The sequence below is a fragment of the Streptomyces sp. NPDC051963 genome (genome assembly GCF_044593495.1).
Lineage (GTDB): Bacteria > Actinomycetota > Actinomycetes > Streptomycetales > Streptomycetaceae > Streptomyces.
Window position 1 is genome coordinate 691,999 of sequence record NZ_JBIUCC010000001.1, and the last position, 26,104, is coordinate 718,102.

The window sequence follows — 26,104 nt, forward strand, 5'->3', positions numbered from 1 at the left end:
CTCGCACAGGCCTCGCGGGCGGGGTGGCGTCAGCAGTAGAGGTTGCCGCCGGGCGAGACGCCGAGGATCGAGGTGAAGCGGTTGTAGTTGTCCACGCGGCTCTGGACCTGCGCGGGGTTCTTGCCGTCGCACTCCAGGGAGCCGTTGATGGAGCGGATCGTCTGACCGAAGCCGGCCTGGTTGACCATGGCATTGTGCGGGGTCATGGTGCCGGGGCCCGACTGGGTGTTCCAGTACCAAAGACCGGTCTTCCAGGCCACGGCGGAGTCGTTCTGCACCAGCCACGGATTGTTGAGCAGGTCGATGCCGAGCGCGTCGCCCGCCGCCTTGTAGTTGAAGTTCCAGGACAGCTGGATCGGGCCGCGGCCGTAGTAGGCGGCCTGGCCCGCCGGACAGCCGTAGGGCTGGCTCCAGTCGCAGTAGTGCGGGTAGTTGGCCTGGTTCTGCTCGACTATGTGGACCAACCCGCCGGTCTCGTGGCTGACGTTGGCGAGGAAGGCGGCGGCCTCCTGCTTCTTCACCGTCTCGCTGCCGGTGTTCGCGAAGCCCGGGTAGGCGCTCAGCGCGGCGGTCAGACCGCTGTACGTGTAGAAGGAGTTCCGGTTCGGGAACATCTGGTTGAACTGCGCCTCGCTCACCACGAAGGTGGCGGAGGGCGTGTCGGAGCCGCCGTCGCAGGCGTAGGGCTCCCAGTACCAGGTGCTGATGATGGGATCGTAGCCCGGGTTGGCGTGCTCGGCGATGTAGGCCTTGCCGTCGGTGTAGCGGACGATGTCCCCGGCGTTGTACGACCGCCCCGCCGTCCAGCTCGGGTAGCTCGAGCAGGCGGCGGCGGACGCCTCGGCGGCCGGGAGGAGCACCGGCACGCTGCCGGCGAGGGCGAGGACGGTCAGTGCGGCTGAGATGCGGCGCCTCGACACAGGATCGACTCCTTCGCGAAGCACGGCCGACCCCGACAAGGCAGGGCGGAGCAGAGCCTTGTGCGCACGTGCCGGCGACGCCGGCCACGGCGTCGGGGGCGGCCGTGGTGGGGGGTGTGGAGCCACACTCAACCGCTTTGGTCTGTACCAGTCAAGGGTGTAGACCAGTCAACTCCCCGGCCCCGCGCGACCGATCACCTACGGCCTTACAGGAACGGTCAGCGCAGCGGCTTCGCCAGGACCGCCTTGCGGTGGCTGAACGTCTCGATGGAGTAGCGGCCGTGGTAGCTGCCCATGCCGCTCTCCCCCACGCCGCCGAACGGCAGGTCGGAGACGGTGAGATGGGCGAGCGGCAGACCGTACCCGAGGCCGCCGGAGGACGTCTCGGCGGCGATGCGTCCGCGCGCCTCGTCGGACTCGGAGAAGACGTACAGCGCAAGGGGCTTGTCGCGGTCGTTGATGAAGTCGATCGCCTCGTCGAGACCCCGCACGGTGACGATCGGCAGGATCGGGCCGAAGATCTCCTCCTGCATGACCGGCGAACCGGGGTCGACGTCGGCGAGGACGGTCGGCGCGATGTACTTCGCCGTACGGTCGCCGGCGCCGCCCACGACCACCCGGCCGGAGTCGAGCAGGCCGGAGAGCCGGTCGTAGTGGCGTTCGTTGACGATGCGGCCGTACTCGCCGGAGGCCGAGGGGTCGGTGCCGAAGAGCTTCTCGACGGCCCGGGTGAGGGCGGGTTCGAGGGCGGCGGCGGTCTCCGGGTCGGTCAGGACGTAGTCGGGGGCCACGCAGGTCTGCCCCGCGTTGGTGAACTTGCCGCGGGCCAGCCGGTCGGCGACGACGTCGAGGTCGGCGTCGCGGTCGACGAACGCCGGGGACTTGCCGCCGAGTTCGAGGGCGACGGGGGTGAGGTGCTCGGCGGCCGCGCGCATGACGATGCGGCCGACGGTGCCGTTCCCGGTGTAGAAGATGTGGTCGAAGCGCTCGGCGAGCAGGGCCGTGGTCTCGGGGATGCCGCCCTCGACGACGGCGACGGCCTCGGTGTCCAGATACGCGGGCAGCAGCCGGGCCAGCGCGGCGGAGGTCGCGGGTGCCATCTCGCTGGGCTTGGCCACCACCGCGTTGCCCGCGGCCAGGGCGCCGACGACGGGCGCGAGCAGGAGCTGGGCCGGGTAGTTCCACGGGGCGATGACGAGGACGACGCCGAGGGGGTCGTACTGCGTCCAGGCGGTGGCGTCGGCACCGAGACGCGCCGGGACGGGCGCCGACTCGGGGCGCAGCCACTCGTCCAGGTGGTCGAGGGTGTGGTCGATCTCGCGGACGGTGAAGTCGATCTCCGTCCGGTGGGCCTCCGCGCTGCTCTTGCCCAGGTCGACGTGGAGGGCGGCGGCCAGGTCGGGTCCGTTCTCCGTGAGCATCTCGCGCAGTCGGCGCAGTTGTGCGGTGCGCCATTCGACGGGCTTGGTGCGGCCGGTCCGGAAGGTGGCACGCAGTCGCGCCACGATGTCGGCGGGCTGCTCGGCGGTGGAGTGGTTCACGGTGCCTCGCTGGTTGTACGCGGGCCTGGCGGCGCGCGGGTGCGGTTATGGAGCGGTCGATTGCGGAGCGGTCAGCTCGATGTATATACCAACCATCGGCTCGGACCGTGCATTCCACGCTCACGAAACAGTTTGCGTGAGGCTCCCGTCACACGCGGGCGGACGCGTCGAGCGTCGCGGCCAGCCGCTCCAGCAGCCCGCGCAGCAGCTCGTCGTCCCCGTCGCTGAGGGCCGGCCAGTCGGTGCGAACCGCCCGGTCGACTCGGCGCCAGTACTCCTGGCCGCGCGGAGTGAGGTGGGCGAGGATGCGACGGCGGTCGAGCGGGTCGACCCGCCGATGGACGAGGTTCTGGTCGACGAGCTGGTCGACCAGCTTGGTCAGCGTCGGCGGCGGCAGGAAGGCGGCCTCCGCGATCGCCGACATGTGATGCCCCTGTCCGTCGGCGAGCAGCGCGAGGACCCGCCAGGCGTCCACCGAGCAGCCCTCCTCGTCCAGCACGGCCTGGAGCCGCCGCGCGGCCATCCTCTCGGCCCGCGTCAGGAGCTGCACCAGATCGCGGGGCCGGCGTGCGGCAGAGGTAGCCATCGTGCTCCTAGGGCCTGTCACGGGGTGCATACATCGTATGAGACGGACTGGAGTTCACCAGGACCACGCGGAATCATGACGTCATGTTCCGGCACGATTCCCCTGCATCCGACTGGTTCACGGCCGACGACTCCGTACTCGGCGTGGCCCTGGTCTTTCCGTTGCAGGGGCCGGCCGGGATCTTCGGGCCCACCTGCGAGCTGTGCGCGCAGCTGGCCGCGGAGGAGGTCAACCGGTCGGGCGGGGTCCTCGGCAGGGAGCTCAGGCTGCTGCCCGTCGACGGCGGCGCGGCGCCGCGCGAGATCGCCGACCACGTCGAGGCGCTGGTGGACCTGGGCGTCGCGCAGGGTGTCACGGGCTGGCACATCTCCTCTGTACGGCAGGCGCTGGCGCCGAGGATCGCCCATCGCGTTCCGTACGTCTACACCGCACTCTACGAGGGCGGCGAGCACACCTCCGGCGTCTTCCTCACGAGCGAGACGCCGCGCGACCAACTGCGGCCCGCGATGCGCCTGCTGGCGCACGAGCGGCGGGTGCGGCGCTGGTTCGTCGTCGGCAACGACTATGTGTGGCCCCGGCGTACGGCCCGGGCGGCGTACGCGTATGCGCGGGAGTGCGGCGGGAGCATCGACGGGGAGGTCCATCTCCCGCTCGGCACCCACGACTTCGAGCCGGTGCTGCGGCGCATCGAGCGGTCGGACGCGGACGCCGTACTGATGCTGCTGGTCGGCAGCGACGCGGTGCGCTTCAACCGGGCGTTCGCGGCCCACGGCCTCGACGCCCGCTGCCTGCGGCTGAGTACACTGATGGACGAGAACATGCTGATGGCGAGCGGCCCTTCGGCCACCGTCGACCTCTACAGCACCGCCGGGTACTTCGCTTCGCTGGCCAACCAGGACACGCTCGACTTCCACGGGCAGTACGCGGGCCGGTACGGGGTCGAGGCGCCCACGCTCGGCAGTCTGGGCGAATCCTGTTACGAGGGCGTGCTGTTGCTCGCCGCACTGCTCAAGCAGGCCGGGACGCTGGACGTGTCGGCGATCGGGGCGGCCGCCGACACCGTGTCGTACGAGGGCCCGCGCGGGCTGCTGCACCTGCGTGGCGGTCATGTGCGGCAGCGGATCTACCTGGCCCGCGCGGACGGGCTCGACTTCGACGTGCTCACGGAGCTCGACCTTCACGATTCCCACCCTTGACATGTCCGCACCGCACCAAGATACTTCCCACAGAAAGTAATTAGAATGCCTCGGGCGAATTGTGAATTCGGCTTCTGAATGCCGATCAAGTTCCCTCGGGGCGTTTTTTGTTGCCTCGGGGAAAGTCCCGCGAAACCTCTTGGAAACAGGGCGACTTGAGGCTGTGGACCGCTTCGGGAGGTTGCTCCCGCCATCCCCGAGGGGGTTCATTTGTCCAGGGTTTCACTTGTTCTCCGCCGTCGTTTCATGGCCGGCGGCGCCGCACTCGCGGCGGTCGTGATGCTGTCCGCGTGCGGTGCGAAGACCGACGCGGCCGGTTCGTCCGACGAGGCCGCGAAGGCCGACGTCAGCGGTGACACGGTCAAGGTCGGTCTGCTCAACTCGCTCTCCGGCACCATGGCGATCAGCGAGGTGACCGTACGCGACTCGCTGAAGCTGGCGATCGACGAGATCAACGCCTCCGGCGGTGTGCTCGGCAAGAAGATCCGGCCGATCAGCGAGGACGGCGCCTCCGACTGGCCCACCTTCGCCGAGAAGGCGCAGAAGCTGATCAAGGAGGACCGGGTCGCCGCCACCTTCGGCTGCTGGACCTCCGCCAGCCGCAAGGCGGTCAAGCCGGTCTTCGAGAAGAACAAGTCCCTGCTCTTCTACCCCGTGCAGTACGAGGGCCTCGAGGAGTCCCCGTACATCTTCTACACGGGCGCCACCACCAACCAGCAGATCGTGCCGGCGCTCGACTACCTCAAGAGCAAGGGCCTGAAGAAGATCTACCTGGTCGGCAGCGACTACGTCTTCCCGCGCACCGCCAACAAGGAGATCACGGCGTACGCGAAGGCCAACGGCATGACGATCCTCGGCGAGGACTACGCGCCGCTGGGCTCCACGGAATTCAGCACGATCGCCAACAAGGTGAAGGCGTCGAAGGCGGACGCCGTCTTCAACACCCTCAACGGCGACTCGAACGTGGCCTTCTTCAAGGAGTACAAGTCGGCCGGCCTGACCGCGAAGTCCATGCCGGTCGTCTCGGTGTCGATCGCCGAGGAGGAGGTCAAGTCGATCGGCTCCCAGTACCTGGCGGGCCAGCTGACGGCCTGGAACTACTACCAGACCACCGCGGGCGCGGCGAACACGAAGTTCGTGAAGGCATACAAGGCCAAGTACGGCGCGGACAAGCCGACCAGTGACCCCATGGAGGCCGCGTACACCTCGGTCTACCTGTGGAAGGCGATGGTCGAGAAGGCGAAGTCCTTCGACCCGGAGAAAGTGAAGGCGGCCTCCGACGGCATCACCTTCGACGCGCCCGAGGGCAAGGTCACCGTGGACGGCGCAAGCCAGCACATCTACAAGACCGCGCGCATCGGCGAGATCGGCACCGACGGCCTGATCAAGGAGGTGTGGAACTCCGGCAAGCCCATCAAGCCGGACCCGTACCTCAAGGGCTACTCCTGGGCCTCCGGCCTGTCCTGACCGACCGTCACCGTCCGTGGGCCCTCCGGGGCCCACGGACGCCGTCTCCCGGAGCCGCCGTATGACCGTGATCCTCGGTCAGACCTTCACCGGCATCAGCATCGGTGCCGTCCTGCTGCTCATCGCGCTCGGCCTTTCGCTCACCTTCGGCCAGATGAACGTCATCAACATGGCCCACGGCGAGTTCATCATGGCGGGCGCCTACACGACGTACGTCCTCCAGAAGTCCATTTCCAGTGCGGGAATTTCACTGCTGGTCGCGCTGCCCGTCGCTTTTCTCGTCTCGGGTGCGCTGGGCGCGCTACTGGAATGGCTGTTGATACGACGCCTGTATCTGCGGCCACTTGACACGCTCCTCGTCACCTGGGGTGTCTCGCTGATGCTTCAGCAGCTCGCCCGTGACATTTTCGGCGCGCCGAATGTGCAGACCCGTGCGCCGGACTGGCTGACCGGCAACATCACCGTCATCGGCGGGGACGACCCGCTGACCTTCGCCAACAGCCGCCTGTTCATTCTGGCGTTGGCGATAGCGGCGGTGGTCGCGCTGTCGCTGACGCTGCGGCTGACGCCGCTCGGCCGGCGGATCAGGGCCGTGGTGCAGAACCGGGACCTGGCGGAGGTGTCCGGCATCTCCACGTCCCGTGTCGACCGCACCGCCTTCTTCATCGGTTCCGGTCTCGCGGGCGTGGCCGGGGTCGCACTGACCCTGGTCGGTCCGATCGGGCCGACGATGGGCACGAACGTCATCATCGACGCCTTCCTCGTCATCGTCGTCGGCGGCATCGGCCAGCTCAAGGGCAGTGTGATCGTCGCCTTCGTGCTGGGCGTGCTCCAGTCGGTGCTGGAGTACTCCACCACCGTGAGCGTCGCCAAGGTGCTGGTCCTGGTGGCCATCGTCGCGTTCCTCCAGTGGCGGCCCCAGGGGCTGTACACGCTGCGTACGAGGAGTCTCGTATGACCGTTCTCAACGGACGTGCCCGGACGTGGGCCGCATTCGCAGGTGCAGCCCTGCTGCTCTTCGCCGTCGCCCCGCTCGCCCTGTCCGACTTCCGGCTGGGTCTGCTCGCCAAGTACCTGTGCACGGCGATGGTCGCCGTCGGCATCTGCCTGGCGTGGGGTCGCGGCGGCCTGCTCACGCTCGGCCAGGGTGTCTTCTTCGGGCTCGGCGGCTACGCCATGGCGATGCATCTGAAGATCGCCGACGCGGGTCCGGGCAACCTGCCCGACTTCATGGCGCTGTACGGCACCGCCACCGAACTCCCCTGGTGGTGGAAGCCGTTCGAGAACCCGCTGTTCGCGCTGGCCGCGACCGTGCTGCTGCCGATGGCCGTGGCGGCGATCCTGGGGCTGTTCATCTTCCGGCGCCGGGTGAAGGGCGCGTACTTCGCCATCCTCAGCCAGGCCCTCGCCGCCGCCTTCGCGATCTGGCTGATCGGTCAGCAGGCGACGACGGGCGGCACCAACGGACTCACGGACATCCAGGGCTTCTTCGGCTACGACCTCGACGACCCGGTCAACCAGCGGATGGTGTACTTCATCATCGCCGCGTCCCTGCTGGTGCTGATCGCCGTCGCCCGCCAGCTCATCCACAGCCGGTACGGCGAACTCCTGGTCGCCGTACGGGACTCGGAGGAGCGGGTGCGCTTCCTCGGATACAACCCCGCGAACGTGAAGCTCGTCGCCTACGTCGTGGCCGCCGGCATGGCGGGCCTCGCGGGCGCGCTGTTCGTCCCGGCCGTCGGCATCATCTCGCCCGCGATGATCGGCATCGTGCCCTCCATCGAGTTCGTGATCGGCGCGGCGGTGGGCGGCCGGGCCAGTCTGGTCGGCGCCGTGCTCGGCGCGGTCGGCGTGGCCTGGGCCAAGACGGCGCTGTCGGAGGAGTTCCCGGCGGGCTGGACCTACTTCCAGGGCCTGCTGTTCATCGTGGCGCTGGCGTTCCTGCCGGGCGGTCTCGCCTCACTGGCCGGGATGGTACGGCGACGCCGCCGGGCTGTTCGGCAGACGCCCGCCCTTCCCGTGGGAGAAGCAGCATGAGCGAGTTGTCAGGGCTGGAAATACGTCAACTGCGGGTGTCCTTCGACGGGTTCACCGCGGTGGACGGCGTGGACCTGGAGGTCCAGCCGGGTGATCTGCGGTTCCTCATCGGCCCGAACGGCGCCGGGAAGACGACGCTCGTCGACGCCGTCACCGGTCTGGTGAGGGCCGAGGGCTCGGTGCTCTTCGGCGGCGAGGAGCTGCTCGGGCGGAGCGTGCACAGGATCGCCCGGTCGGGCATCGGCCGCACGTTTCAGACGGCCACCGTCTTCGAGGAGTTGACGGTGCTCCAGAACCTGGACATCGCGGCCGGCGCGGGCCGTGGCGCGTGGACCATGCTGCGCCGCCGCAAGGATGTGCCGGAGTCCGTCGCGCGGGCACTCCGGACGGTCGGGCTCGCCGAACTCGCGGACTCCCCCGCAGGGACGCTCGCGCACGGGCAGAAGCAGTGGCTGGAGATCGGCATGCTGCTCGTGCAGGACGTACGGCTGCTGCTGCTCGACGAGCCGGTCGCCGGGATGAGCCACGACGAACGGCAGGCCACCGGCGAGCTGTTGGAGCGCATCAGCGAGGAGCGGACCGTCGTCGTCATCGAGCACGACATGGACTTCATGCGCTCCTTCGCCCGCAGCGTCAGCGTGCTGCACGCCGGCAAGGTGCTCAGCGAGGGCACGGTGGCACAGGTGCAGGCCGATCCGAAGGTGCAGGAGGTGTACCTCGGGCACTCGGCCACCGAGGACGCCACCGCCGTCGTACAGGAGGCGTGATGCTTGAGATCGACGACGTCCGCGTCGGCTACCACCGCAGCACCGTCCTGCACGGCGTCTGCGTGGACGTCCCGAAGGACGGTGTGGCCGCAGTGCTCGGGCACAACGGCGCCGGCAAGAGCACACTGCTGCGCGCGGCGGTCGGACTGCTGACCCCGGTCAGCGGCACGGTCCGGTTCGACGGCGAGGACATCACGCGCCGCAAACCGCACGAGCGGGTCGCGCGCGGGATGGCGTACGTCCCGCAGGGCCAGCAGGCGTTTCCGCACCTGACGACCGCGGAGAACCTCCAGTTGGTCGCGGACGGCCGTAAGCGCGGGAGGGCGGCGGTCGCCGAGGCGCTGGACCTGTTCCCGGCGCTGCGCACCCTCTCCAACCGTCGTGCGGGCCTGTTGTCGGGCGGCCAGCGGCAGCAACTCGCCATCGCCCGCGCCCTGGTGACGGAGCCTCGGATGCTGCTCCTCGACGAGCCGACCGAGGGCATCCAGCCGTCGGTGGTGGCCGAGATCGAGGAGACGATCCTCGCGCTGGCCGCTCGGGGCGGACTGTCGGTATTGCTGGTGGAGCAGCACGTCGGCTTCGCGATGCGGGCGGCGCAGCGGTACTACGTCCTGGAGGCGGGTCGGGTCACGTCGTCCGGCGAGGGCGGCAAGGACGCGGAGCTGTCGGTGCGGGAGGCGCTGAGCGTGTGATCACAGGGCCCGCCGAACGCGTTCGAGGTAGGCGCGTTCGGCCGGGTTCTCGCTCAGTGCGATCGCCGCGTCGTACTCCTCGGCTGCCTCGGCGGTCCGTTCCAGACGGCGCAGCAGATCGGCCCGTACGGCGTGGAAGACGTGGTAGTGCTCCAGGTCCAGGGTGTCGACCAGGGCGAGTGCCGCGCCGGGTCCGCTCACCTCCGCCACCGCGACCGCCCGGTTGAGGGCCACGACCGGGGTGCCGGCCAGTGCCGTCAGCTGGTCGTAGAGCTGGAGGACCTGGCTCCAGTCCGTGGCGTCGGCGGTGGGTGCGTCGCTGTGCACGGCCTGGATCGCGGCCTGGATCTGGTAGGGCCCGGGCCGGTTCCGGCGCAGACAGCGGCGGACCAGGGCCTGGCCCTCAGTGATCAGCTCGCGGTCCCATCGGCCGCGGTCCTGCTCGGGCAGCGGCACGAGCGAGCCGCCGGCGTCCTGCCGGGCGGCCCGGCGGGACTCGACGAGCAGCATCAGAGCCAGCAGCCCGGTCGCCTCGGGCTCGTCGGGCATCAACTCGGTGAGCAGCCGGCCCAGGCGTACGGCTTCGGCGCACAGCTCGGGGGCGCCCTCGTACCCCTCGTTGAAGATCAGGTAGACGACGGCCAGGACACCGTTCAGACGGTCGGGGAGGTCGGCGTCGCGGGGTACGCGGTAGGGGATGCGGGCGTCCCGGATCTTGGCCTTGGCGCGGACCAACCGCTGGGCCATGGTCGGCTCGGGGACGAGGAAGGCGCGGGCGATCCGGTCGGTCGTGAGCCCGCCGAGCAGTCGGAGCGTGAGGGCGACCTGCGCCTGGAGCGCGAGCGCCGGGTGGCAGCAGGTGAAGAGGAGTCGGAGCCGGTCGTCGCGCACGGGTCCCTCCTCGGCGGGTGGGTCGGGGGCGTGCACCAGGGCGGCCTCGGCGTGGCGGGCGTCCCTGGACGACTCGCGGCGCAGCCGGTCGATCGCCCGATTGCGGGCGGTGGTGATGATCCACCCGGCCGGGCTCGGCGGGATTCCTGTCTCCGGCCAGCGCTGCACGGCCGTGGTGAAGGCGTCCTGGACCGCTTCCTCGGCCAAGTCGATGTCGCCGAGGAAGCGGACGAGGACGGAGACCGCGCGGCCGTACTCGGATCGGAAGACGGCCTCCACGTCAGGAGCCATCAGCCCTCTTCGTCATGCAGGTGCATGAAGGGCCGGACCTCGATCGGCAACGTGGTCGCCAGAGCGGCCTTGCGGCCCCACTCCAGGGCCACGTCCAGGTCGGGTGCCTTGATCAGACAGATGCCGCCGAGCATCTCCTTGCCCTCGGCGTACGGGCCGTCGGTGACCAGGACGTCTCCGTCGCGGGGCCGCAGCACGGTGGAGGACTCCGGGCCGTGCAGTCCGCCGGCGAACACCCAGGCGCCCGACTCCCGCAGCTCCCGGTGGAACACCTCGAGGTTCTTGCCGATCTCGGCGAGGATCTCCGGGGCGGGCGGCTCCCCGATGGGCTGCATCACGCTGAGCAGGTAGTACTTCATGACGGCCTCCCAGGCGTCGTGGCGTTCTCTCACCTCCTACACGAACGGAAGAGCCCCGGATCGACACCTCGCGCCGCGACACCGGAAGAATCTTGTCCATGGCCACCGCATCCCACCCGCTCGTAGCCCGTGCCCGACAACTCGCCACCGACCTCCTCGCGCCCCAGGCGGAGCGGGTCGACCTCGAGGGCGTGCCCATGAGCCATGTCGAGGCGGTCAAACGGTCCGGGTTGCTGGGGGTGAGCGCACCCGTGGAGTACGGCGGTTCGGCCGCGTCCGCCGCGGTGGCCCGCGAGACGGCGGAGATCCTGGCCGGCGCGTGCTGCTCCACCTGGTTCGTGCAGACGCAGCACTACACGCCGGTGAAACTCCTCACCGACTCCCGACTGCCCGTTCGGGAGCGGCTGCTCGGCCCGCTCGCGACCGGGGAGCTGCTGGCCGGGATCGCCTACGCACACGTCCGCGCCTTCCCGCGGATCCCTGTGCGGGCCACCGCCGAGCGCGGCGGCTGGCGCTTCGACGGCACGGTGCCCTGGTACACCGGCTGGGGGCTGAACGACGTGATGCTGCTCGCGGGCGTCACGGACGCGGGCGAGGTGGTGTTCGCGTTCACCGAGGCGCGCGAGCAGGCGGGCCTGCGCCCGTCCGAGCCGATGCGACTCGCGGCCCTGACCGCTGCCCGCACGGTGTCGTTGCAACTGACCGGAGTCCGGCTGCCCGACGAATCAGTGGTGCTGCGCACCCCGCACGAGAAGTTCGCGCAGATCGACCTCCCCCGCGCCGCGAACACCAACCCGGCCGTCTTCGGCATCGCGCACGCGGCGCTCGCCCTTCTGGACGGCGACACGGAGGCAGAGGCAACGGCCTCCGCCCTACGCACCCGCCTCGACGAGGTACGCACCCAGGCCTACGCCCTCGCCGACCACCCCGCACCGCACGAACACGTCGAGGAACGCCTGGCCCTCAAGACACGGGCCTACGACCTGATGCGCGCGGCAACGACCGCCGCGATCGTCTCCGGAGGCGGCCGCACCATGGACCTGCGCAACCCTGCGCAACGGCTGGCGCGCGAGGGCATGTTCCTACTGGTGCAGGGCCAGACGACCGGAGTACGCCGGGCACACCTCGAACAGCTGTCGGGCTGAGTCCCAGCCCGTCTCCCGCGTCCGAAGCTCAGCTCGCGAACGGCACCTGCGCCGAGGAGGCCGCCTGTTCCCCGAACGGATGCCGCCACAGGCCGCGCGCGGCGAGTCGGGGCAGGACGCCCTCGCCGAACCAGTACGCCTCCTCCAGGTGCGGATAGCCGGAGAGGACGAACTCGTCGATACCGAGGGCGTGGTACTCCTCGATTCGCTCGGCGACCTCGTCATGGCTGCCGACCAGGGCGGTGCCCGCGCCGCCGCGGACCAGGCCGATGCCGGCCCAGAGGTTGGGGTGGATCTCCAGGCCGTCGCGGTCGCCGCCGTGCAGCGCGAGCATCCGCTGCTGCCCCTCGGACTCGCTGCGGCCCAGCCCGGCCTGGACGGACCGTACGGTCTCCGGGTCGAAGCCTTCGAGGAGCCGGTTCGCTTCCGCCCAGGCCTGCGCGGAGGTGTCCCGGGTGATGACGTGCAGCCGGATGCCGAAGCGGAGGGTCCGGCCCTGTTCGGCGGCCAGTCCTCGGATCCAGGCGATCTTCTCGGCGACCTGGGCGGGGGGCTCGCCCCAGGTGAGGTACACGTCGACGTGCCGGGCGGCGACCTCGCCGGCGATGGGTGAGGAGCCGCCGAAGTACACCTCGGGAACGGGGTCCGGCACGCGGGCCAGCCTGGCGTCCTCGACCTGGAGGTGCTCGCCGTTCAGGTCGACGGTCTTGCCGTCCCACAACTCCCTTACGATCTGGAGGAATTCGCCGGTACGGCGATAGCGGGCGTCCTTGTCGAGAAAGTCCCCGTAGGCCCGCTGCTCATGGCTCTCACCGCCGGTGACGACATTGAGGAGCAGCCGTCCGCCGCTCTGCCGCTGGAAGGTGGACGCCATCTGCGCGGCGAGCGTGGGTGAGACGAAGCCGGGCCGGAAGGCCACGAGGAACTTCAGGCGCTCGGTGTTCTGGCTGACCATCGCGGTCGTCAGCCAAGCGTCCTCGCACCAGGCTCCGGTGGGCGTGAGCGCACCGACGAAGCCGAGGTCCTCGGCGGCGCGGGCGATCTGGCTCAGATAGGCGACCGTGGGCGGCCGGTCCCGTCCGGAGAGGGTGGCGGGGGTGCCGTGGCCGCCGCCGACGACATGGCGGCTGTCGCCGTTGGTGGGCAGGAACCAGTGGAAGGTGAGGGTCACCGGGGATCTCCGATCAGAGCAGGCCGTGCCGGGGCGGCTTCGTACCGCTCAGGACGTACCGGCCGAGGTGCTGGATCTTCCAGCGGGCGGGGTCGTGCAGGGTGTGGGTGCGGGCGTCGCGCCAATGCCGGTGGAGGTTCAGGGAGTTCAGCGCGGACCGGGTTCCGGCGACCTCGAAGAGCGCACCGGCGACCTCCACGGCCGTGGTCCCCGCATGGGCCTTCGCGGCGGCCACCGCGAGGGACGCCTCGGCCGCCGAGTCGTCGGTGAGGTCCGCGCGGGCGGCATCCACCCGCAGGGCGGCTTCACGCAGCAACGCCTCCGATGCCCGCACCTGGAGGGCGAGTTCACCGAACCGCTGAATCAGCAGCGGATCCTCCACGGCGGTCTCGGTACCGCTCTCGAACCAGGGACGGCTCTTGGTGCGGACGAACTCGGCGGCCTCGTCGAGCGCTCCCCCGGCGATGCCCGTGTCGATGGCCGCGTGCAGCAACTGGGCGATGGCGCCGTGGAGTTGAGGCCCTCGGAAGGTGAGGTGGTGCGGCAGGATCCGGTCGGCCGGGACGGTGACGCCGTCCAGGCGGACGGTGCCGCTGGCCGTCGTGCGCTGGCCCATGCCGTCCCAGTCGTCGACCACGGTCAGCCCGGGGGCGTCACTCGGCACATAGGCGACATGGAGGTTGTCGTCCTCGGTGCGGGCCAGTACGGGGATCCAGTCGGCGAAGAGGGCGCCGGTGGAGTAGTGCTTGACGCCGGTGAGGACGTACGAGCCGTCCGGCTGCGGGTCCAGGCGGGTACGGATGTCCTGGACGTGCTTGCTGCCCGCCTCCGACTGGGCGTTGCCGAGGCGGCGCCCGGCGAGCAGTTCGCCGTAGAAGAACTTCTGCTGTTCCTGCGTGCCCTGACGGCGGATCACATTGACGTAGACGAAGTGGCTCTGCGGGATCTGGGCGAGGCTGGCGTCGGCGGCGGCGAGCAGTCGGAAGAGCTCCGCGAGGGTCTCCTGGCGGATGTCGGCGCCGCCGTGCTCGGCGGGGACGGTGACGCCGAGCAGCCCGGAGGCGGAGAGCCGGTCCAACTCCTCGCGCGGGAGCCGGCGTCGGGAGTCCCGTTCGCAGGCTCCGGCGCGGAACTCGTCGGCCAGGGCCGCCGCGACGGAGAGTGCCTCTCCGTCGTCGGCGATCACATGGGCGGGCATCACGCTCAGCTCGCCGCGGCCAGCAGCGGGGTGCTGCCCAGGGCCGCCGAGAACTGGTCGACCACCTGGGCGAGCGCGTCGGTCGCGGGGGGCGCGACGGTGAGGGAACCGTCGTCGTGCACGGTGATGTCCTTGTCCAATGTGAACCAGCCCTGCACTATGTGGCCCGCGCCCATGGAGCTGAGCACCGGGCGGAGCGCGTAGTCGATGGCCAGAACGTGCGCGGTGGTGCCACCGGTCGCGAGCGGCAGCACGGTCTTGCCCGCCAGGGCGTACTGCGGGAGCAGATCGAGGAGCGCTTTCAGGATTCCGGAGTACGACGCCTTGTAGACCGGCGTGCCGACGACCACGCCGTCCGCGCGGGCGAACAGCTCGGTGGCCTCGACGATCGCCGGGTGCCGGAAGTCCGCGCGGAGCAGGGCCTCGGCGGGGAGATTTCGGACGTCGAGCGGGACGACGTCGTGGCCCTGCGCCGTGAGCCGGTCGTCGAGGTGACGCAGCAGGCTCTTGGTGCGGGAGGAGGCGGAGGGGCTGCCGGAGACGGACAGGACGGTGGCCATGGGTCCTCTTTCGAATTTCGAAGAGCGGCGGGGTGGAGTCAGGCGAGGGTGGGGTCAGGCGTGGGCGTGGACGGACTCGGCCTCGTTGTCCGGCAGTTGGGCTTCGAGCTCGCGGACGAGGGGCAGCACGCGCCGACCGAAGTACTCGACCTCCTCGTGGTAGTGCAGGAAGCCGAGGAGGAGCAGATCGACGCCGAGCCGCTTGTAGGCGACGATCCGCTCGGCGATCTGCTCCGGGGTGCCGATGAGCCCGGTCCGGAAGCCGTCGTTGTACTGGATCAGGTCCTCGAAGCCGGAGTCCTGCCACATGCCCTTGCCGTCCGCGGTGGACCGCCCCGCCTGCTTCACAGCCGCCCCGAAGCCCTCGACGGCCTCGCTGTCGGCCTTCGCGACGATCTCCCGCAGGGTCTCGTGGGCCTCGGCCTCGGTGTCACGGGCGATGAGGAACCCGTTGAGGCCGAACTTCGGCGCCGTACGGCCCGCTTCGGCAGCGGCGTGCCGTACGTCCGCGAGCTGCTCGACGACCCCGTCGAAGTCCTTGCCGTTGGAGAAGTACCAGTCGGAGACCCGACCGGCCATCCGGCGGGCGGCCGTGGAGTTGCCGCCCTGGAAGATCTCCGGGTGCGGGCGCTCGGGGGTGTTGAGGGGTTTCGGCTTCAGGGAGAAGTCCCGCAACCGGTAGAAGTCCCCGGCGAGTTGGGTGTGGTCCTCGGTCCAGATCTGGCGCAGGGCGCGGATGAACTCCTCGGAGCGCCGGTAGCGTTCGTCGTGCTCCAGCCAGGGCTCGCCGAGCGCGGTGAACTCGCCCTTGAACCAGCCGCTGACGACGTTGACCGCGAAGCGGCCGTGGGACAAGTGGTCGGCGGTGGCGCCGAGTTTGGCGAGGACGCCCGGGTGCCACAGGCCCGGGTGGACGGCGGCGATGACCTTCAGGCGCTGCGTGGCGAGCAGCAGGGCCAGGCTGAAGCTGGTCGACTCGTGCTGGTACTCGGCGCCGTAGCTGGCCATGTAGCGGACCTGGCTGAGCGCGTAGTCGAAGCCGTTGTTCTCGGCGAGGACGGCGAGTTCGCGGTTGTACTCGTATCCCCAGTCGGTGCGCTGCTCGATGGTGCTGGTGACCAGTCCCCCACTGACGTTGGGGACCCAATAGGCGAATTTCACGGGTGCTGCGGACATGCGGAACTCCTGTTACGGAATGGCGCGAGGTTTTCGGGTACGCCACAACAGCACTCGGCCCCGGAAGGAGCGGAGTTGCGGGAGGCGCGAAAACTGCGGCGGATCGGCGAAGAGGATCAGGCCGCGGCGCAACAGGAGGCGCTGGAAACCCGTGCGAGGTCGACATGGCGTCGCCGCGTGAGGTCCAGTCGCATCATCATGCCTTCGATCGTGGCAGCCGCCCGTCGAGGCCGTCAAGGTAAACCCGACCGGTCTCGAATCGCGGACCATTGAATTTCACGAACGTGTGACAGGGAAACCCTTGAACGCGCCGGGAAATCGCGCGCATTCTGCTGCCGTGCGCACAGAACAGCTGGAATACATCACCGCGGTCACCCGACTCGGTTCACTGCGCCGGGCGGCGGAGGAACTACGGCTCTCCCAGCCCGCGTTGAGCGAGACCGTGCGGAATCTGGAGCGCGAGCTGGGAGTGGATCTCCTGGAGCGCAAGCGGTCCGGGGCGACGATGAGCGCGGAGGGCCGGGAGCTGCTGCCGCACATCGTCAATGTGCTGGACGCGGTGGACCGGTTGCGGGCCGCGGCGGGCGAGCAGCACCGCATCAGCCGCATGGTGCGCGTCGGCACGGTCAACGCGGCGACCGTGCCCCTGCTGATCCCGACGGTGCGCGCGTTCCGCGCGGCGCATCCGCTCACCCAGGTCGAGGTGGTCGGCGCCCAGCAGACGGACATCCACCGGGCCCTGCTGGAGGGAGGTTTCGATCTCGGCCTGGTCAACCATCTGGAGGGCGACGACACGCCCGCCGAACTGGAGAGCACCGAGCTGCTCAGCGGCCGTCCCGTGGTGTGTCTACGGCCGGACAGTCCCCTCGCGGCACGCACCGCCGTGTCGGTGGCGGACCTGCTCGACGTACCGCTGATCGCGATGCGCTCCGGCTACGTCATGCACCGCTACCTCCACCGGCTGCTGGAGGGCCGGATGCCGTCGGTGTCGTACTCCACGGACGGCGCCGAGATGGGCAAGCTGATGGTCGCCGAAGGGCTCGGCGTGACCGTGCTGCCGGACTTCAGCGTGATCGGCGATCCCCTTCAGCGGTGCGGGGCGATCACTCATCGTCCGCTCGCCGGCGGCGCGATCCGGGTACTGCTCATGCTCCAGCGGCGCCGGGCCGAGCCCGTGCCGCAAGGGGTGCGGGACCTCCACGACGCCTTCGTGGCACGCGCCCGGACGGTGGGCGGACGCAGCTCGGACCACTACACATAAAGAAGAAATAAGAGCAGAATGGACGTACGCGGCGCTTACCGCATACCGCACCAGACGCGGTCAGGCCTGCTAGTCAAAGGAGACGAGTTATGGCCAACGTCTCGCCCACCAGAGGTGACATGACCAGCCACCCCGATGTGTCCGAAATGCGGGATCGCTACGCCCGTATGCTCGGCGGTCGCGATGTGACGCTCCTGGACGGACCGGTGTTCCTGCTCGGTCTGTACTGCGCAGTATCCCCGTGGATACTCCACTACACGACCAGCCAGCCCGACCTCGTGCCGCACAACCTGGTCATCGGGATCGCGATAGGGCTGCTGGCTCTCGGATTCACCCGCGCTCCGGAACGCATGTACGGCCTGAGCTGGGCCTTCTGCGGGCTGGGCGTCTGGATGATCGTCTCGTCGTGGATCGTCGGCGAAAGCCCGGACGCCGGAGTGGTGCTCAACAACATCATCATCGGCGCCCTGGCCGTGATCCTGGGGCTGATGTGCGCCGGTACGGCGGCGAAGAGCGCCCCCAAGCCGTAGGGATCACAGCGGAAGGGACGAACACCCGGCCGGTCCGCGGCGCGCGGACCGGCCTTCCGCTCCCCCTCACCGGCCGGGCACCGACCACGGCTCCTGCGGCAGCGGGCTGCCGGTCTCCAGGAGGGACTTGAGGTTGGACAGCACCGCCGGCCAGCCGGACGAGACATCGGCCAGCTCGCCCTCGTCGGCGAGGTCCTCGTGGGTCACGGTGAGCCGGACGATGTCGGCGTGCGGCTGGATGTCGAAGGTGACCCGGGAGTACGTGTCCTCCTGCCCCTCCTTCTGCGGGTCACCCCAGCTGGTGACCAGGCGGTGCGGGCGGTCGCTCTCGACGACGGTGCCGACGACGTCGGCGATGCCTGAGCCGTCGGTGCGGACGTGGGCCCATCGGGAGCCGGTCCGCCAGTCCGACGACTCGTTGCGGTGGCCCCAGTAGGCGGCGGTCAGGTCGGCGTCGGTGAGCGCCTCCCAGACCTTGTCCGGGGTGCTCTCGATGTAGATGACGTAGACGTAGGTCGGCTTGTCTGTCATGGCTTCCTCGGCTCGTCGCTTCAGGTCGCCGAGCGCACGCAGGCGCGGGCGCTCGAACTTGTCGATCCACCGCTCCTGGATCTCGTGGAGCGGCACGGGGTTGAGGTAGTGCAGCTTCTCCCGGCCCCGCCGCACGGTGCTGATCAGGTTCACGGCCTCCAGGACGGCCAGATGCTGGGTCACCGACTGGCGCGCCATGTCGATGTGTTCGCACAGCTCGCCGAGCGTGAGCCCGTTGTCCTCGTGCAGCCGGTCCAGCAGCCGCCTACGGGTCTCGTCGGCCAGCGCCTTGAAGACCCGGTCCCTCGTTGAGTCGCTCTCTGATCGCACACTCAAAGTTATGCAGGCAATTACCTGCATGTCAAGGTGGGCATTTTGAGGATTTCGTCCGCTATGCGCTGGATGACTGTTACACGACGTATGGAAGCCCTTGATGTGCGGTCCGTAGCGTCGAACACGCGCCGCCCACGGGGTGGTGCCACTTCCCGGAATCCCGAACCACCACCGAAGGACAGCTCTCTGATGCGTTCTCCCCGTACTCTGCGCACCGCCCTCGTCGCCGCCGGTGTCACCGCCGCGCTGGGCGTCTCGGCAGCCGGGGCCATCGCCCTCCCCGCGTCGGGGACCGGCAAGGCCGCACCCGCCGCGCATGCGACCGAAGCCCCCTCCAAGACGCAGCGCATCCACGTGAAGACGGTGCGGCTCGCGGACAAGGTCTCCACGGCGAAGGTCTACACGACCGGCAAGTACCGCTACGAGGCGGAGATATGGGCCAAGGGCGTCAAGTACGCGACCCTCTACACCAACGGCAAGGCGGCCCCGCCCGCGCACGCTGAGAACAACGGCCTCCACGTCACGCTCCACCCGAACGGCAAGGTCACCTCCTCGGTCGAGCGGGCCGAGCCGAAGCCCGTCGCCAAGCGTGTCCTGGTCGCCGACGCGACGCCGGCGGACGGGACTTCGACGGCGAAGGTGTACAAGCTCGCGGCCGGCCACTACGAAGCCGACATATTCGCCGGCGCCACGAAGATCGACACCCTTGTAGCCGAGGGACATGCCGCACACGGCCAGAACAACGGCCTGCACGTCACCCTGCAGCCGGACGGTCAGCTGGCGTCGCGGGTCGCGCCGTGACGGGGCGCCACGGGATGGCGGACGGATCGCCGGCGGGCTAGTGGGGAAGCCGCCGGCGAAGCCGCCGCAGGGCTCAACTCACCGTGAGCGCCGTGTCGTCGACGACGAACGACGTCTGGAGGATGGAACCCTCGGTGCCGGTGAACCTGACCGTGACGGTCTGACCGGCATAGCCGCTGAGGCTGATGCTGCGCTGGGTGTAGCCGGTGGCGGCGTTGAGGTTCGAGTACGTCGCCGGGGTGCCGAGGACCGTGCCGGAGCCGTTCAGGACCTGGACCTTCAGGGTGTCGTAGGCGGTGCTGGTCGTGGTCTCCGCGGTGTCGATGTGCAGGTAGAAGCTCAGGGTCGCGGAGCAGCCGGACGGGATGGTCACCGTCTGGGCGAGGGTGTCGGTGGACGCCGCGCCGTTGCCGTTCAGCCAGGCGTAGTAGGAGCCGGAACGCGCGGCCTTGCCGGTGGAGTTGGTGATGACACCGCTCGTGGTCGTCCAGGTGGTGGCGCCGGACTCGAAGCCGGTGTTGCCGAACAGCTGGGCATTGGTGCAGGTGGGTGTGTCGCCGCCGCCGTCACCGCTCCCGCCGGAGAGCCATTCGGTGGCGTTCAGGGCGAGGGCCGCATTGGTGGCGCCGGAGTCGTTCCAGCCGTCGTACAGGGTGTTGCCGGACTGGCCGGTGCCGTCGTCGGCGGGCGAGGTGTCCCCCCAGAAGGCGACGCGCCCGCTGCCGAAGGTGCTGGTCGCGAAGAAGGCTCCGGTGTTCCCGGAGTAACCGGAGCGGTAGAGCAGGCCCTTGACGTTCGGGTTGTTCGCGGGCCGGAGCGTGGCGGTCGTGCCGCTGGCGATCAGGCTCCGGGTGACGTTGCCGAAGGAGCCGTGCAGGACCGGGTCGGCGCTGTCGCTGATGGCCGCCGGGTAGCCGGAGGAGACGTTGAGCACGTCGACGGAGAAGCCGAACGGGTCGGTGGAGTCGACGCTGTTGTTGGTCATCAGGTCGTTGAGGATCTCGACCGCGTCCTCGCCGTCGTTGTTGCGGTCGGCGCCGGTGTGGTCGGAGATCATGAACAGACCGCCGCCGTTCTTCACGAAATTCATGATCGCGGTCTTTTCCGCGCTGGTGAACAACGTGTTGGGCTCCGGCAGGACCAGGGTGTCGAAGTTGGTCAGGTCGGTCGTCGACGAGCCGCCGTAGCTGAGGGCGCCGCCGGACGGCAGTGTCTTGAGGCTGTAGTCGCCCGTGCGCTGGAGGGCGACGCCCCAGGCGGACAGGGCGCCCGTCCAGTCCGTCTCGGCGGACGGGGTGGAGTCCTGGCCGAGCGGGTCCGGCTGGCTGGTGGAGACGATCCAGTCGGCGTTCCCGGCCGTCTCGGCATGGGCGTTGTCGAACAGGACGCGGTGCGGGGTCGCCGCGCGGGCGGGGGTGGCGCTGGTGGCGGTCTGGAGTGCCACGCCCGTGACGAGCAGTCCGAGACCGGCCAGGGCCGCTGTGCATCTGCGGCGGAATCTTCTGGATCCAAGCATCCGGCGAACCTCCGTGTGGGGTGGGAAGAGGCAGTGCGGGGGCTGAATCTGCGCGCGTAGAACCATCACCGATCGTTCTACGCGCGTGGCACGCTTGAAAGGTACATGGCATGACCGGGCCGTGAACAGAAAACTTGCGCGCCACTCACCGGAACGGACTGTCTCCGGCTCCAGCGGGCACTTGCTCAGCAGCGGGGGTCACGACAAAGAGGGGCGGAGATGGAGATCTCAGGCATCATCAGCGCCATCATCATCGGCATCGTCATTGGTGTCCTGGGGCGGCTCGTCGTCCCCGGACGTCAGCGCATCGGAATCCTGTGGACGATCCTCGTCGGCATCGCGGCCGCTCTGCTCGGCTCGGCGATCGCCAACGGCTTCGACGTCGCCGACACGGACGGCGTCGACTGGATCGAGTGGCTCATCCAGATCGGCCTGGCCGCGGTCGGTGTGGCCGCCCTGGACCGGACGAAGGTCCGCCGCTGAGCATGGGATCGCGGCAGGGACAACCAGCGTGGGGCCGCGGCTGCTTCGTGAGGCGCGAGCAGCCGCGTCCCCACGCGGCCATGACGCGCTCGGCCACGGCGCGGCACGCGCGACGGCCCCCGCCGCAGGACGCGGCGCATCACCGGGCCCTGGCGACGGTGTGCCGGGACTGGGCGGTCGAGCAGCCGCACCGCTGTCTGCTGATCCAGGTCACGCCCGTGCCCGGGCACACCGCGCCCCCGGAGACGGTCGACAGCGCACGGACGGTGCTCGCGCCGTTCCTGCCCGCCTTCGACGGGGCCGAGCCCTCGGCTGCGGTGCGGCCGGTGGTGACGCGGATGCAGAGCTGGGCCGATGCGGACACCCCGGTCGCGGGATGGGCGGGCCGGCACTCGCCCGCAGTCGACCGCCGGGCCGGCCTGGTCGCACCTGCACGGGGTGGTCGGGCTGGAGGTGTCCGGCCAGTTCGGCGGCATGGGGCATGACGGCGGCACCCTGCTCACGGCCCGGATGGACTCGCTGGCGGACGCGTTCGGACTTGGCCTGACCGGCGCGGCGCGCTACGGCACGTAGACGTACGGCGTGGTGGTGGTCAGCGGCTGGAAGCCGAGCCGTTCGAGGATCGGGCGGCTCTGGCTCATGGCGTCGACCTGGAGATACCGGTACCCGCGGGCCACGGCGGCCCGCGCCCGGTGGGCGACCAGCGCACGGTAGATGCCGCGGCCGCGCCACTCCTCGACCGTGCCACCACCCCACAGGCCGGCGAACCGGTTGCCCGGCGCCATCTCCATACGGGCCGCGCTGACCGGCGTGTCACCGGCGAGGGCGACGACGGCGGCGACCGATTCGGGGTCGTCCGTGAGCCGGGCGAGCAGTTGGTGCCGCATCCGGGAGCCGTCGGTGCCGAACGCCTTCTCGTGCACGTCGGCCACGAGGTCGACGCCGGCCCGGTCGGTCACGGGAAGGATGCGGATGCCCTCGGGCGGCTCGGCGTCGAGGCTCAGATCGGCGACCTCGCCGATCATCAGCGTCTCCTCCGGCTGGGCGGTGAACCCGGCGTCCCTGAGCCGCTGTCCGAGATCGACGGGCAGGTCGTGGCCGTAGAGCTTCCACTCGAACTCGCGGCCGAGTCCCGAGAAGTAGGCGATCTGCTCGGCGATCGCCGCGTCCGCGCTCGCCTCGTCCAGGTCGGACCACACGACGCCGTTCCAGCCCTGCGCGGAGGACACCTGGCGCACCACGCGCCCGGCACGCTCGACCCTGGAGTCGGGAGTGTCCGGCTGTGCGCCTTCACGCATGTCCCGGTCGAAGAGGGCAAGCACACCGACGTGATCCATGTGCTCACTCCAGCACCGGGATCCCCGCGTGGCAACCGCTTTACCACTCAAATACCGCGGAAGCGTCGATGTGGCGTCGTGTGGGCACCGCGGTGCGGCGGGACACATCGCCGATCGTGATGCTCGGCCACGGGCAGGCCTTTCCGGCCGCGCGCGGTCGAACGTAGTCTGCGTTGTGAAGATCACCTCACGGAAGGGCCGTACGCCATGGTCGTGAAGGACACCGAGCTGCCGTATCTGCGTCGCTGTGTGGAGCTGGCGGCCGAGGCGCTTCGGGCCGGTGACGAGCCGTTCGGCTCGGTCCTGGTGGACGCGGGCGGGACGGCGGTCGCCGAGGACCACAACCGGGTGGCCTCCGGCGACCGCACACGGCACCCCGAGTTCGAGCTGGCACGCTGGGCCGCGGACCGTATGACACCTCAGGAGCGGGCGGCCGCCACCGTGTACACATCCGGCGAGCACTGCCCGATGTGCGCGGCCGCGCACGCCTGGGTGGGCCTCGGCCGCATCGTGTACGTCGCCTCGTCCGAGCAACTGACGTCGTGGCTGGCCGAGTTGGACGTACCCGCGCCACCGGTGCTGCCCCTGCCGGTCAACGAGGTGGCGCCCGGCGTGGTGGTGGACGGCCCGGTGCCCGAACTGACCCAGGAGGTCCGGGAGTTGCACCGGCGCTTCCATCGCGGGCGCGGCTGAGGCCGTACCAGGACGGGGCCCCACCGATCACGGGTGCGGTGGGGCCGTCCGTCACCGGGAGGACCCGGTCAGAGTGCCGCCTTCACGCGGAAACGCCGGTACAGGACGGCTCCGCCCAGCAGCAGAGCCGCGCTGCCCGCGACCGCGGGGAGCATTCCGTCCGATCCCGTGTCGGCGAGGGCCGCCACCGTGGGCGGGGCCGCCTGGGAGCGGGCGCGGGGCTCGGACGGCTTGACCGGCTTGGGTGCCGGCCGCGTCGAGGGGCGGTCGGGCCGGCCCTCGGAGGTGTTCTCCGACTCGTTGCCGGTGGCCGGGTTGCCGACGCCGACCACATTCACGCTGTTGCCGCTGACGTTCACCGGGACATGCACCGGGAGCTGCACACCGTTCCCGGACAACACACCCGGCGAATCCTTTCCGCGGCTCTCCGCCGTGGCGCCGCCGGGCTTGCCGCCCCGCTTCGTGCCCTCGCTCTTGTTGGCGCACTCATTGCCCGCCGCCGGATTGAAGAGCCCCACCACGTTCACGGTGTTCCCGCACACGTTCACCGGGACGTGCACCGGGAGCTGGATGATGTTGCCGGAGATCAGCCCGGGCGAACCGGATGCGGCACCCTCGGCCGCGGAGTCGGCGTGCACAGGCGCTGCCAAAGCCATCGCGCCAGATGCGGCGGCGACGGCGATCACACCGTTTCGGGTAACCCGTTTCATAGGTTCCCTGCCTTCCAGACATGGTCGCGGGCACTCACCCGCACCGGATAAAACGCAGGCGAACCATCCGAGTTATGGCTTATCGGCCTTTCACCCCATCGAGCGGCACAATTATCGAACTGGCGGCAAAACCGTCCCATTCACCGAGGGCGGCCGGAGGGTAGGGCACTCCGTGCAGTCCCGCTCGCCCGGAGGCGTCGGTTCCGGGGGCCGCCTATCGTGAGCTGAGGCGCCGATTCCCGGTCCACGGCAGGCGCCCTGGAGGCATGGATGCTGGCCAAGCTGACGACGCGCCTCACGGTCCGGCGCTCCGCGCTCACCGGTGCGGTCGGACTGGCCGTGCTGGCGGCAGGGCTGCCGACAGGGACCGCACCCGACACCGGCGACCCCGACCTCACGCGGTTCTACCGGCAGAAGGTCGCGTGGGCGAAGTGCGACGGCGAGTCGATGCCGAAGGATCTCCAGTGCGGCAAGGTCACCGTCCCGCTCAACTACGCGAAGCCGAAGTCGGGCACGCTCGACCTGGCCCTCGCCCGCTACAAGGCCACGGGCAAGTCACGCGGCTCGGTGGTGCTGAACTTCGGCGGCCCGGGCGGCGCGGGCGTCCCCCAACTCGCCTTCGGTGGCGACGACTTCATGGACCTCACCGATGGCTATGACGTGGTGACCTTCGACCCCCGCGGTGTCGGCAGATCCTCGCCGGTCAGCTGCGGCGACGGCTCCGAGCAGGCCTCCGAGGCGATGAACACGGACACGGACATCACCGAGGACCCGCAGACTCTCCTCAAGCAGTTGCGGCGGGCGGCCGCCCTGTGCGTGAAGCACTCCGGACCCGTGCTCCCCCACATAGGGACCGTGAACGCCTCCCGCGACCTGGACGTCATACGCCAGGCCATCGGCGACAAGAAGCTCAACTACCTCGGTTTCTCCTACGGAACCCGGCTCGGCGCCGTGTACGCGACACAGTTCCCGAAGAAGGTCGGCCGGTTGGTGCTGGACGGCGTGGACACCCTCACGGAGCCGCTGACCAAACAGGCGTACGTGGGGTCCGAGGGCCAGCAGAACGCGCTCGACGACTTCGTCGCATGGTGCGCCGAGGACGACGTCGCCTGTCCCCTCGGGACCGATTCGCGCATGGCCCGCGAACATGTCGTGGACCTCGTCGAATCGCTGGACGACGACCCGGTGCCGACCGACTTCGGCGACAACTTCACCGGGCAGGACCTCGTCGCCGCCCTCAGCCAGGCCCTCTACAGCAGGGACATGTGGCCCACGCTGGAACGCGCCATCGCCTCGCTCGTCGAGAACGGCGACCCGCACGGCCTCCTCGCCCTCAGCGGCGGCGGCCTCGCCCGGGACGGCGACGGCGGCCTCGTCGACGAGGAGGACGTCCCCTACGACAACCTTCAGGCCGCGTTGCTGGCGATCAACTGCGCGGACGACCCGGACCGCCCGACCGCCGACTGGATCACGAAGAACCTCGACCGGCTGCGCACCCAGTACGAGAAGGCCTCACCGGTCTTCGGCGACTACCGCCTCACCGAGGTGCTGATGTGCTACGGCCGCCCCAAGGGCACCGACTTCATCCGGAAGGAAGTGCGTGACGTCGACACCCCGAAGATGCTCCTCGTCGGCACCCGCGGCGACCCGGCGACGCCGTACCGCTGGACCACGGAGACCGCGAAACGACTCGGCTCCTCGGCCGTCGTGCTCGACAACAAGGGCGAGGGACACACCGGGTACTCCGCCTCCAAGTGTGTGCACAAGAAGGTCGACGACTTCCTCCTGTACGGCTCTCTGCCCGCGAGCGGCAGCTCCTGCGGCTCCGAGCACGACGAGGACTGAACGCCGTGCCGCACACCGGTGATGAATTCCCCCCAATGCGCAAATTAGTTACCCCAAGTGCCCCATC

Annotated in this window: 28 protein-coding genes and 1 pseudogene; 15 read left to right on the forward strand and 14 right to left on the reverse strand. The window is 69.7% G+C overall.

Translation table 11 applies throughout. The annotated features are described in order from the left end of the window. Positions 1–29: 29 nt before the first annotated feature. The 3 genes from ACIHFB_RS02870 to ACIHFB_RS02880 form a co-directional block, all read right to left on the reverse strand. On the reverse strand, positions 30–920 hold the full coding sequence (locus ACIHFB_RS02870) for a glycoside hydrolase family 19 protein (protein WP_400124996.1): 891 nt from the start codon (positions 918–920) through the stop codon (positions 30–32). A 218-nt stretch (positions 921–1,138) separates the two neighbouring features. Then, complete coding sequence (locus ACIHFB_RS02875) at positions 1,139–2,461, reverse strand: aldehyde dehydrogenase family protein (RefSeq protein ID WP_400124997.1); 1,323 nt, start codon at positions 2,459–2,461, stop codon at positions 1,139–1,141. A 148-nt stretch (positions 2,462–2,609) separates the two neighbouring features. Further along, complete coding sequence (locus ACIHFB_RS02880) at positions 2,610–3,047, reverse strand: MarR family transcriptional regulator (RefSeq protein ID WP_365269076.1); 438 nt, start codon at positions 3,045–3,047, stop codon at positions 2,610–2,612. A gap of 83 nt (positions 3,048–3,130) precedes the next feature. Between ACIHFB_RS02880 and ACIHFB_RS02885 the strand changes: the two genes are divergently transcribed. The 6 genes from ACIHFB_RS02885 (at position 3,131) to urtE (ending at position 9,206) form a co-directional block, all read left to right on the forward strand. Continuing rightward, positions 3,131–4,243 carry a substrate-binding domain-containing protein gene (locus ACIHFB_RS02885; protein WP_365269079.1) on the forward strand — a complete coding sequence of 371 codons (1,113 nt, stop codon included), beginning with the start codon at positions 3,131–3,133 and terminating at the stop codon, positions 4,241–4,243. Between the two features lie 246 nt (positions 4,244–4,489). After that, positions 4,490–5,710, forward strand: coding sequence for an urea ABC transporter substrate-binding protein (gene urtA, locus ACIHFB_RS02890; RefSeq protein ID WP_400124998.1), 1,221 nt, complete (start codon positions 4,490–4,492; stop codon positions 5,708–5,710). Between the two features lie 61 nt (positions 5,711–5,771). Next, positions 5,772–6,668 carry an urea ABC transporter permease subunit UrtB gene (gene urtB / locus ACIHFB_RS02895; RefSeq protein WP_365269084.1) on the forward strand — a complete coding sequence of 299 codons (897 nt, stop codon included), beginning with the start codon at positions 5,772–5,774 and terminating at the stop codon, positions 6,666–6,668. Continuing rightward, complete coding sequence (gene urtC, locus ACIHFB_RS02900) at positions 6,665–7,747, forward strand: urea ABC transporter permease subunit UrtC (protein WP_365269086.1); 1,083 nt, start codon at positions 6,665–6,667, stop codon at positions 7,745–7,747. Before urtB ends, urtC begins: the two co-directional genes overlap by 4 nt. After that, positions 7,744–8,514, forward strand: a complete 771-nt coding sequence (gene urtD / locus ACIHFB_RS02905) for an urea ABC transporter ATP-binding protein UrtD (protein ID WP_365269089.1) — start codon at positions 7,744–7,746, stop codon at positions 8,512–8,514. Before urtC ends, urtD begins: the two co-directional genes overlap by 4 nt. Then, on the forward strand, positions 8,514–9,206 hold the full coding sequence (gene urtE, locus ACIHFB_RS02910; protein ID WP_365269092.1) for an urea ABC transporter ATP-binding subunit UrtE: 693 nt from the start codon (positions 8,514–8,516) through the stop codon (positions 9,204–9,206). The genes urtD and urtE overlap by 1 nt, the downstream gene beginning before the upstream one ends. Here urtE and ACIHFB_RS02915 read toward each other — a convergent pair whose 3' ends face one another. Both ACIHFB_RS02915 and ACIHFB_RS02920 read right to left on the reverse strand, forming a co-directional pair. Next, positions 9,207–10,388 (reverse strand): RNA polymerase sigma factor, encoded by a 1,182-nt coding sequence (locus ACIHFB_RS02915; protein ID WP_365269094.1) that lies wholly within the window; start codon positions 10,386–10,388, stop codon positions 9,207–9,209. Then, on the reverse strand, positions 10,388–10,747 hold the full coding sequence (locus ACIHFB_RS02920) for a YciI family protein (RefSeq protein ID WP_365271005.1): 360 nt from the start codon (positions 10,745–10,747) through the stop codon (positions 10,388–10,390). The genes ACIHFB_RS02915 and ACIHFB_RS02920 overlap by 1 nt, the downstream gene beginning before the upstream one ends. A 98-nt stretch (positions 10,748–10,845) precedes the next feature. Between ACIHFB_RS02920 and ACIHFB_RS02925 the strand changes: the two genes are divergently transcribed. Further along, positions 10,846–11,892 carry an acyl-CoA dehydrogenase family protein gene (locus ACIHFB_RS02925; protein ID WP_365269097.1) on the forward strand — a complete coding sequence of 349 codons (1,047 nt, stop codon included), beginning with the start codon at positions 10,846–10,848 and terminating at the stop codon, positions 11,890–11,892. 28 nt (positions 11,893–11,920) lie between these two features. Here ACIHFB_RS02925 and ACIHFB_RS02930 read toward each other — a convergent pair whose 3' ends face one another. From ACIHFB_RS02930 to ACIHFB_RS02950, 5 genes are all read right to left on the reverse strand, one after another. Next, on the reverse strand, positions 11,921–13,063 hold the full coding sequence (locus ACIHFB_RS02930; protein ID WP_400124999.1) for an LLM class flavin-dependent oxidoreductase: 1,143 nt from the start codon (positions 13,061–13,063) through the stop codon (positions 11,921–11,923). Between the two features lie 13 nt (positions 13,064–13,076). Beyond that, the gene (locus tag ACIHFB_RS02935; protein WP_400125000.1) at positions 13,077–14,261 is read right to left on the reverse strand and encodes an SfnB family sulfur acquisition oxidoreductase; all 1,185 of its coding nucleotides are present in this window, start codon (positions 14,259–14,261) and stop codon (positions 13,077–13,079) included. A gap of 5 nt (positions 14,262–14,266) precedes the next feature. Continuing rightward, positions 14,267–14,821, reverse strand: coding sequence for an NADPH-dependent FMN reductase (gene ssuE, locus ACIHFB_RS02940; RefSeq protein ID WP_400125001.1), 555 nt, complete (start codon positions 14,819–14,821; stop codon positions 14,267–14,269). Between the two features lie 54 nt (positions 14,822–14,875). Next, complete coding sequence (sfnG, locus tag ACIHFB_RS02945) at positions 14,876–15,997, reverse strand: dimethylsulfone monooxygenase SfnG (protein ID WP_365269109.1); 1,122 nt, start codon at positions 15,995–15,997, stop codon at positions 14,876–14,878. Positions 15,998–16,113: 116 nt separating this feature from the next. Continuing rightward, the gene (locus ACIHFB_RS02950) at positions 16,114–16,197 is read right to left on the reverse strand and encodes a putative leader peptide (protein ID WP_353693630.1); all 84 of its coding nucleotides are present in this window, start codon (positions 16,195–16,197) and stop codon (positions 16,114–16,116) included. A gap of 137 nt (positions 16,198–16,334) precedes the next feature. On the opposite strand from ACIHFB_RS02950, the gene ACIHFB_RS02955 reads away from it, so the two are divergent. Both ACIHFB_RS02955 and ACIHFB_RS02960 read left to right on the forward strand, forming a co-directional pair. After that, on the forward strand, positions 16,335–17,258 hold the full coding sequence (locus ACIHFB_RS02955; protein WP_400125002.1) for a LysR family transcriptional regulator: 924 nt from the start codon (positions 16,335–16,337) through the stop codon (positions 17,256–17,258). Positions 17,259–17,347: 89 nt separating this feature from the next. Continuing rightward, the gene (locus ACIHFB_RS02960) at positions 17,348–17,788 is read left to right on the forward strand and encodes an SPW repeat protein (protein ID WP_365269114.1); all 441 of its coding nucleotides are present in this window, start codon (positions 17,348–17,350) and stop codon (positions 17,786–17,788) included. Between the two features lie 66 nt (positions 17,789–17,854). Here ACIHFB_RS02960 and ACIHFB_RS02965 read toward each other — a convergent pair whose 3' ends face one another. Continuing rightward, positions 17,855–18,649: a metalloregulator ArsR/SmtB family transcription factor gene (locus ACIHFB_RS02965; protein WP_365269117.1), complete on the reverse strand. Its 795-nt coding sequence runs from the start codon at positions 18,647–18,649 to the stop codon at positions 17,855–17,857. Between the two features lie 192 nt (positions 18,650–18,841). On the opposite strand from ACIHFB_RS02965, the gene ACIHFB_RS02970 reads away from it, so the two are divergent. Continuing rightward, complete coding sequence (locus ACIHFB_RS02970) at positions 18,842–19,453, forward strand: hypothetical protein (RefSeq protein WP_365269120.1); 612 nt, start codon at positions 18,842–18,844, stop codon at positions 19,451–19,453. Between the two features lie 73 nt (positions 19,454–19,526). Here ACIHFB_RS02970 and ACIHFB_RS02975 read toward each other — a convergent pair whose 3' ends face one another. Next, positions 19,527–20,969, reverse strand: a complete 1,443-nt coding sequence (locus ACIHFB_RS02975; protein WP_365269123.1) for a hydrolase — start codon at positions 20,967–20,969, stop codon at positions 19,527–19,529. A 219-nt stretch (positions 20,970–21,188) separates the two neighbouring features. On the opposite strand from ACIHFB_RS02975, the gene ACIHFB_RS02980 reads away from it, so the two are divergent. The 3 genes and pseudogenes from ACIHFB_RS02980 to ACIHFB_RS02990 all read left to right on the forward strand — a co-directional run bounded on the left by ACIHFB_RS02980 (position 21,189) and on the right by ACIHFB_RS02990 (position 22,025). Beyond that, complete coding sequence (locus ACIHFB_RS02980; RefSeq protein ID WP_365269125.1) at positions 21,189–21,452, forward strand: GlsB/YeaQ/YmgE family stress response membrane protein; 264 nt, start codon at positions 21,189–21,191, stop codon at positions 21,450–21,452. Between the two features lie 80 nt (positions 21,453–21,532). Beyond that, positions 21,533–21,697, forward strand: a pseudogene (locus ACIHFB_RS02985) (TetR-like C-terminal domain-containing protein); the annotation flags it as partial. 109 nt (positions 21,698–21,806) lie between these two features. Further along, positions 21,807–22,025 carry a hypothetical protein gene (locus ACIHFB_RS02990; RefSeq protein ID WP_365271116.1) on the forward strand — a complete coding sequence of 73 codons (219 nt, stop codon included), beginning with the start codon at positions 21,807–21,809 and terminating at the stop codon, positions 22,023–22,025. On the opposite strand, the gene ACIHFB_RS02995 is transcribed toward ACIHFB_RS02990, so the two are convergent. Continuing rightward, the gene (locus ACIHFB_RS02995; protein WP_365269128.1) at positions 22,013–22,789 is read right to left on the reverse strand and encodes a GNAT family N-acetyltransferase; all 777 of its coding nucleotides are present in this window, start codon (positions 22,787–22,789) and stop codon (positions 22,013–22,015) included. The genes ACIHFB_RS02990 and ACIHFB_RS02995 overlap by 13 nt on opposite strands. Before the next feature lie 207 nt (positions 22,790–22,996). Between ACIHFB_RS02995 and ACIHFB_RS03000 the strand changes: the two genes are divergently transcribed. Further along, entirely contained in the window at positions 22,997–23,482 is a 486-nt protein-coding gene (locus ACIHFB_RS03000) for a nucleoside deaminase (protein ID WP_365269131.1), read from the forward strand. A 68-nt stretch (positions 23,483–23,550) separates the two neighbouring features. On the opposite strand, the gene ACIHFB_RS03005 is transcribed toward ACIHFB_RS03000, so the two are convergent. Then, the gene (locus tag ACIHFB_RS03005; protein WP_400125003.1) at positions 23,551–24,192 is read right to left on the reverse strand and encodes a chaplin family protein; all 642 of its coding nucleotides are present in this window, start codon (positions 24,190–24,192) and stop codon (positions 23,551–23,553) included. Between the two features lie 270 nt (positions 24,193–24,462). Between ACIHFB_RS03005 and ACIHFB_RS03010 the strand changes: the two genes are divergently transcribed. Next, complete coding sequence (locus tag ACIHFB_RS03010; RefSeq protein ID WP_400125004.1) at positions 24,463–26,037, forward strand: alpha/beta hydrolase; 1,575 nt, start codon at positions 24,463–24,465, stop codon at positions 26,035–26,037. The last annotated feature ends 67 nt before the right edge of the window (positions 26,038–26,104 follow it).

Bases quoted from the DNA above. Each gene is read 5' to 3' on its own strand.
- ACIHFB_RS02950 (WP_353693630.1), bottom strand. From the start codon at position 16,197: ATGATGATGCGACTGGACCTCACGCGGCGACGCCATGTCGACCTCGCA.
- urtC (WP_365269086.1), top strand. From the start codon at position 6,665: ATGACCGTTCTCAACGGACGTGCCCGGACGTGGGCCGCATTCGCAGGT.
- ACIHFB_RS02915 (WP_365269094.1), bottom strand. From the start codon at position 10,388: ATGGCTCCTGACGTGGAGGCCGTCTTCCGATCCGAGTACGGCCGCGCG.
- ACIHFB_RS03010 (WP_400125004.1), top strand. From the start codon at position 24,463: ATGCTGGCCAAGCTGACGACGCGCCTCACGGTCCGGCGCTCCGCGCTC.
- urtB (WP_365269084.1), top strand. From the start codon at position 5,772: ATGACCGTGATCCTCGGTCAGACCTTCACCGGCATCAGCATCGGTGCC.
- sfnG (WP_365269109.1), bottom strand. From the start codon at position 15,997: ATGTCCGCAGCACCCGTGAAATTCGCCTATTGGGTCCCCAACGTCAGT.
- ACIHFB_RS02980 (WP_365269125.1), top strand. From the start codon at position 21,189: ATGGAGATCTCAGGCATCATCAGCGCCATCATCATCGGCATCGTCATT.
- ACIHFB_RS02975 (WP_365269123.1), bottom strand. From the start codon at position 20,969: ATGCTTGGATCCAGAAGATTCCGCCGCAGATGCACAGCGGCCCTGGCC.
- ACIHFB_RS03000 (WP_365269131.1), top strand. From the start codon at position 22,997: ATGGTCGTGAAGGACACCGAGCTGCCGTATCTGCGTCGCTGTGTGGAG.
- ACIHFB_RS02880 (WP_365269076.1), bottom strand. From the start codon at position 3,047: ATGGCTACCTCTGCCGCACGCCGGCCCCGCGATCTGGTGCAGCTCCTG.
- urtD (WP_365269089.1), top strand. From the start codon at position 7,744: ATGAGCGAGTTGTCAGGGCTGGAAATACGTCAACTGCGGGTGTCCTTC.
- ssuE (WP_400125001.1), bottom strand. From the start codon at position 14,821: ATGGCCACCGTCCTGTCCGTCTCCGGCAGCCCCTCCGCCTCCTCCCGC.
- urtE (WP_365269092.1), top strand. From the start codon at position 8,514: ATGCTTGAGATCGACGACGTCCGCGTCGGCTACCACCGCAGCACCGTC.
- ACIHFB_RS02970 (WP_365269120.1), top strand. From the start codon at position 18,842: ATGCGTTCTCCCCGTACTCTGCGCACCGCCCTCGTCGCCGCCGGTGTC.
- ACIHFB_RS02920 (WP_365271005.1), bottom strand. From the start codon at position 10,747: ATGAAGTACTACCTGCTCAGCGTGATGCAGCCCATCGGGGAGCCGCCC.
- urtA (WP_400124998.1), top strand. From the start codon at position 4,490: ATGGCCGGCGGCGCCGCACTCGCGGCGGTCGTGATGCTGTCCGCGTGC.
- ACIHFB_RS02885 (WP_365269079.1), top strand. From the start codon at position 3,131: ATGTTCCGGCACGATTCCCCTGCATCCGACTGGTTCACGGCCGACGAC.
- ACIHFB_RS02990 (WP_365271116.1), top strand. From the start codon at position 21,807: ATGCGGACACCCCGGTCGCGGGATGGGCGGGCCGGCACTCGCCCGCAG.
- ACIHFB_RS02925 (WP_365269097.1), top strand. From the start codon at position 10,846: ATGGCCACCGCATCCCACCCGCTCGTAGCCCGTGCCCGACAACTCGCC.
- ACIHFB_RS02995 (WP_365269128.1), bottom strand. From the start codon at position 22,789: ATGGATCACGTCGGTGTGCTTGCCCTCTTCGACCGGGACATGCGTGAA.
- ACIHFB_RS03005 (WP_400125003.1), bottom strand. From the start codon at position 24,192: ATGAAACGGGTTACCCGAAACGGTGTGATCGCCGTCGCCGCCGCATCT.
- ACIHFB_RS02960 (WP_365269114.1), top strand. From the start codon at position 17,348: ATGGCCAACGTCTCGCCCACCAGAGGTGACATGACCAGCCACCCCGAT.
- ACIHFB_RS02935 (WP_400125000.1), bottom strand. From the start codon at position 14,261: ATGCCCGCCCATGTGATCGCCGACGACGGAGAGGCACTCTCCGTCGCG.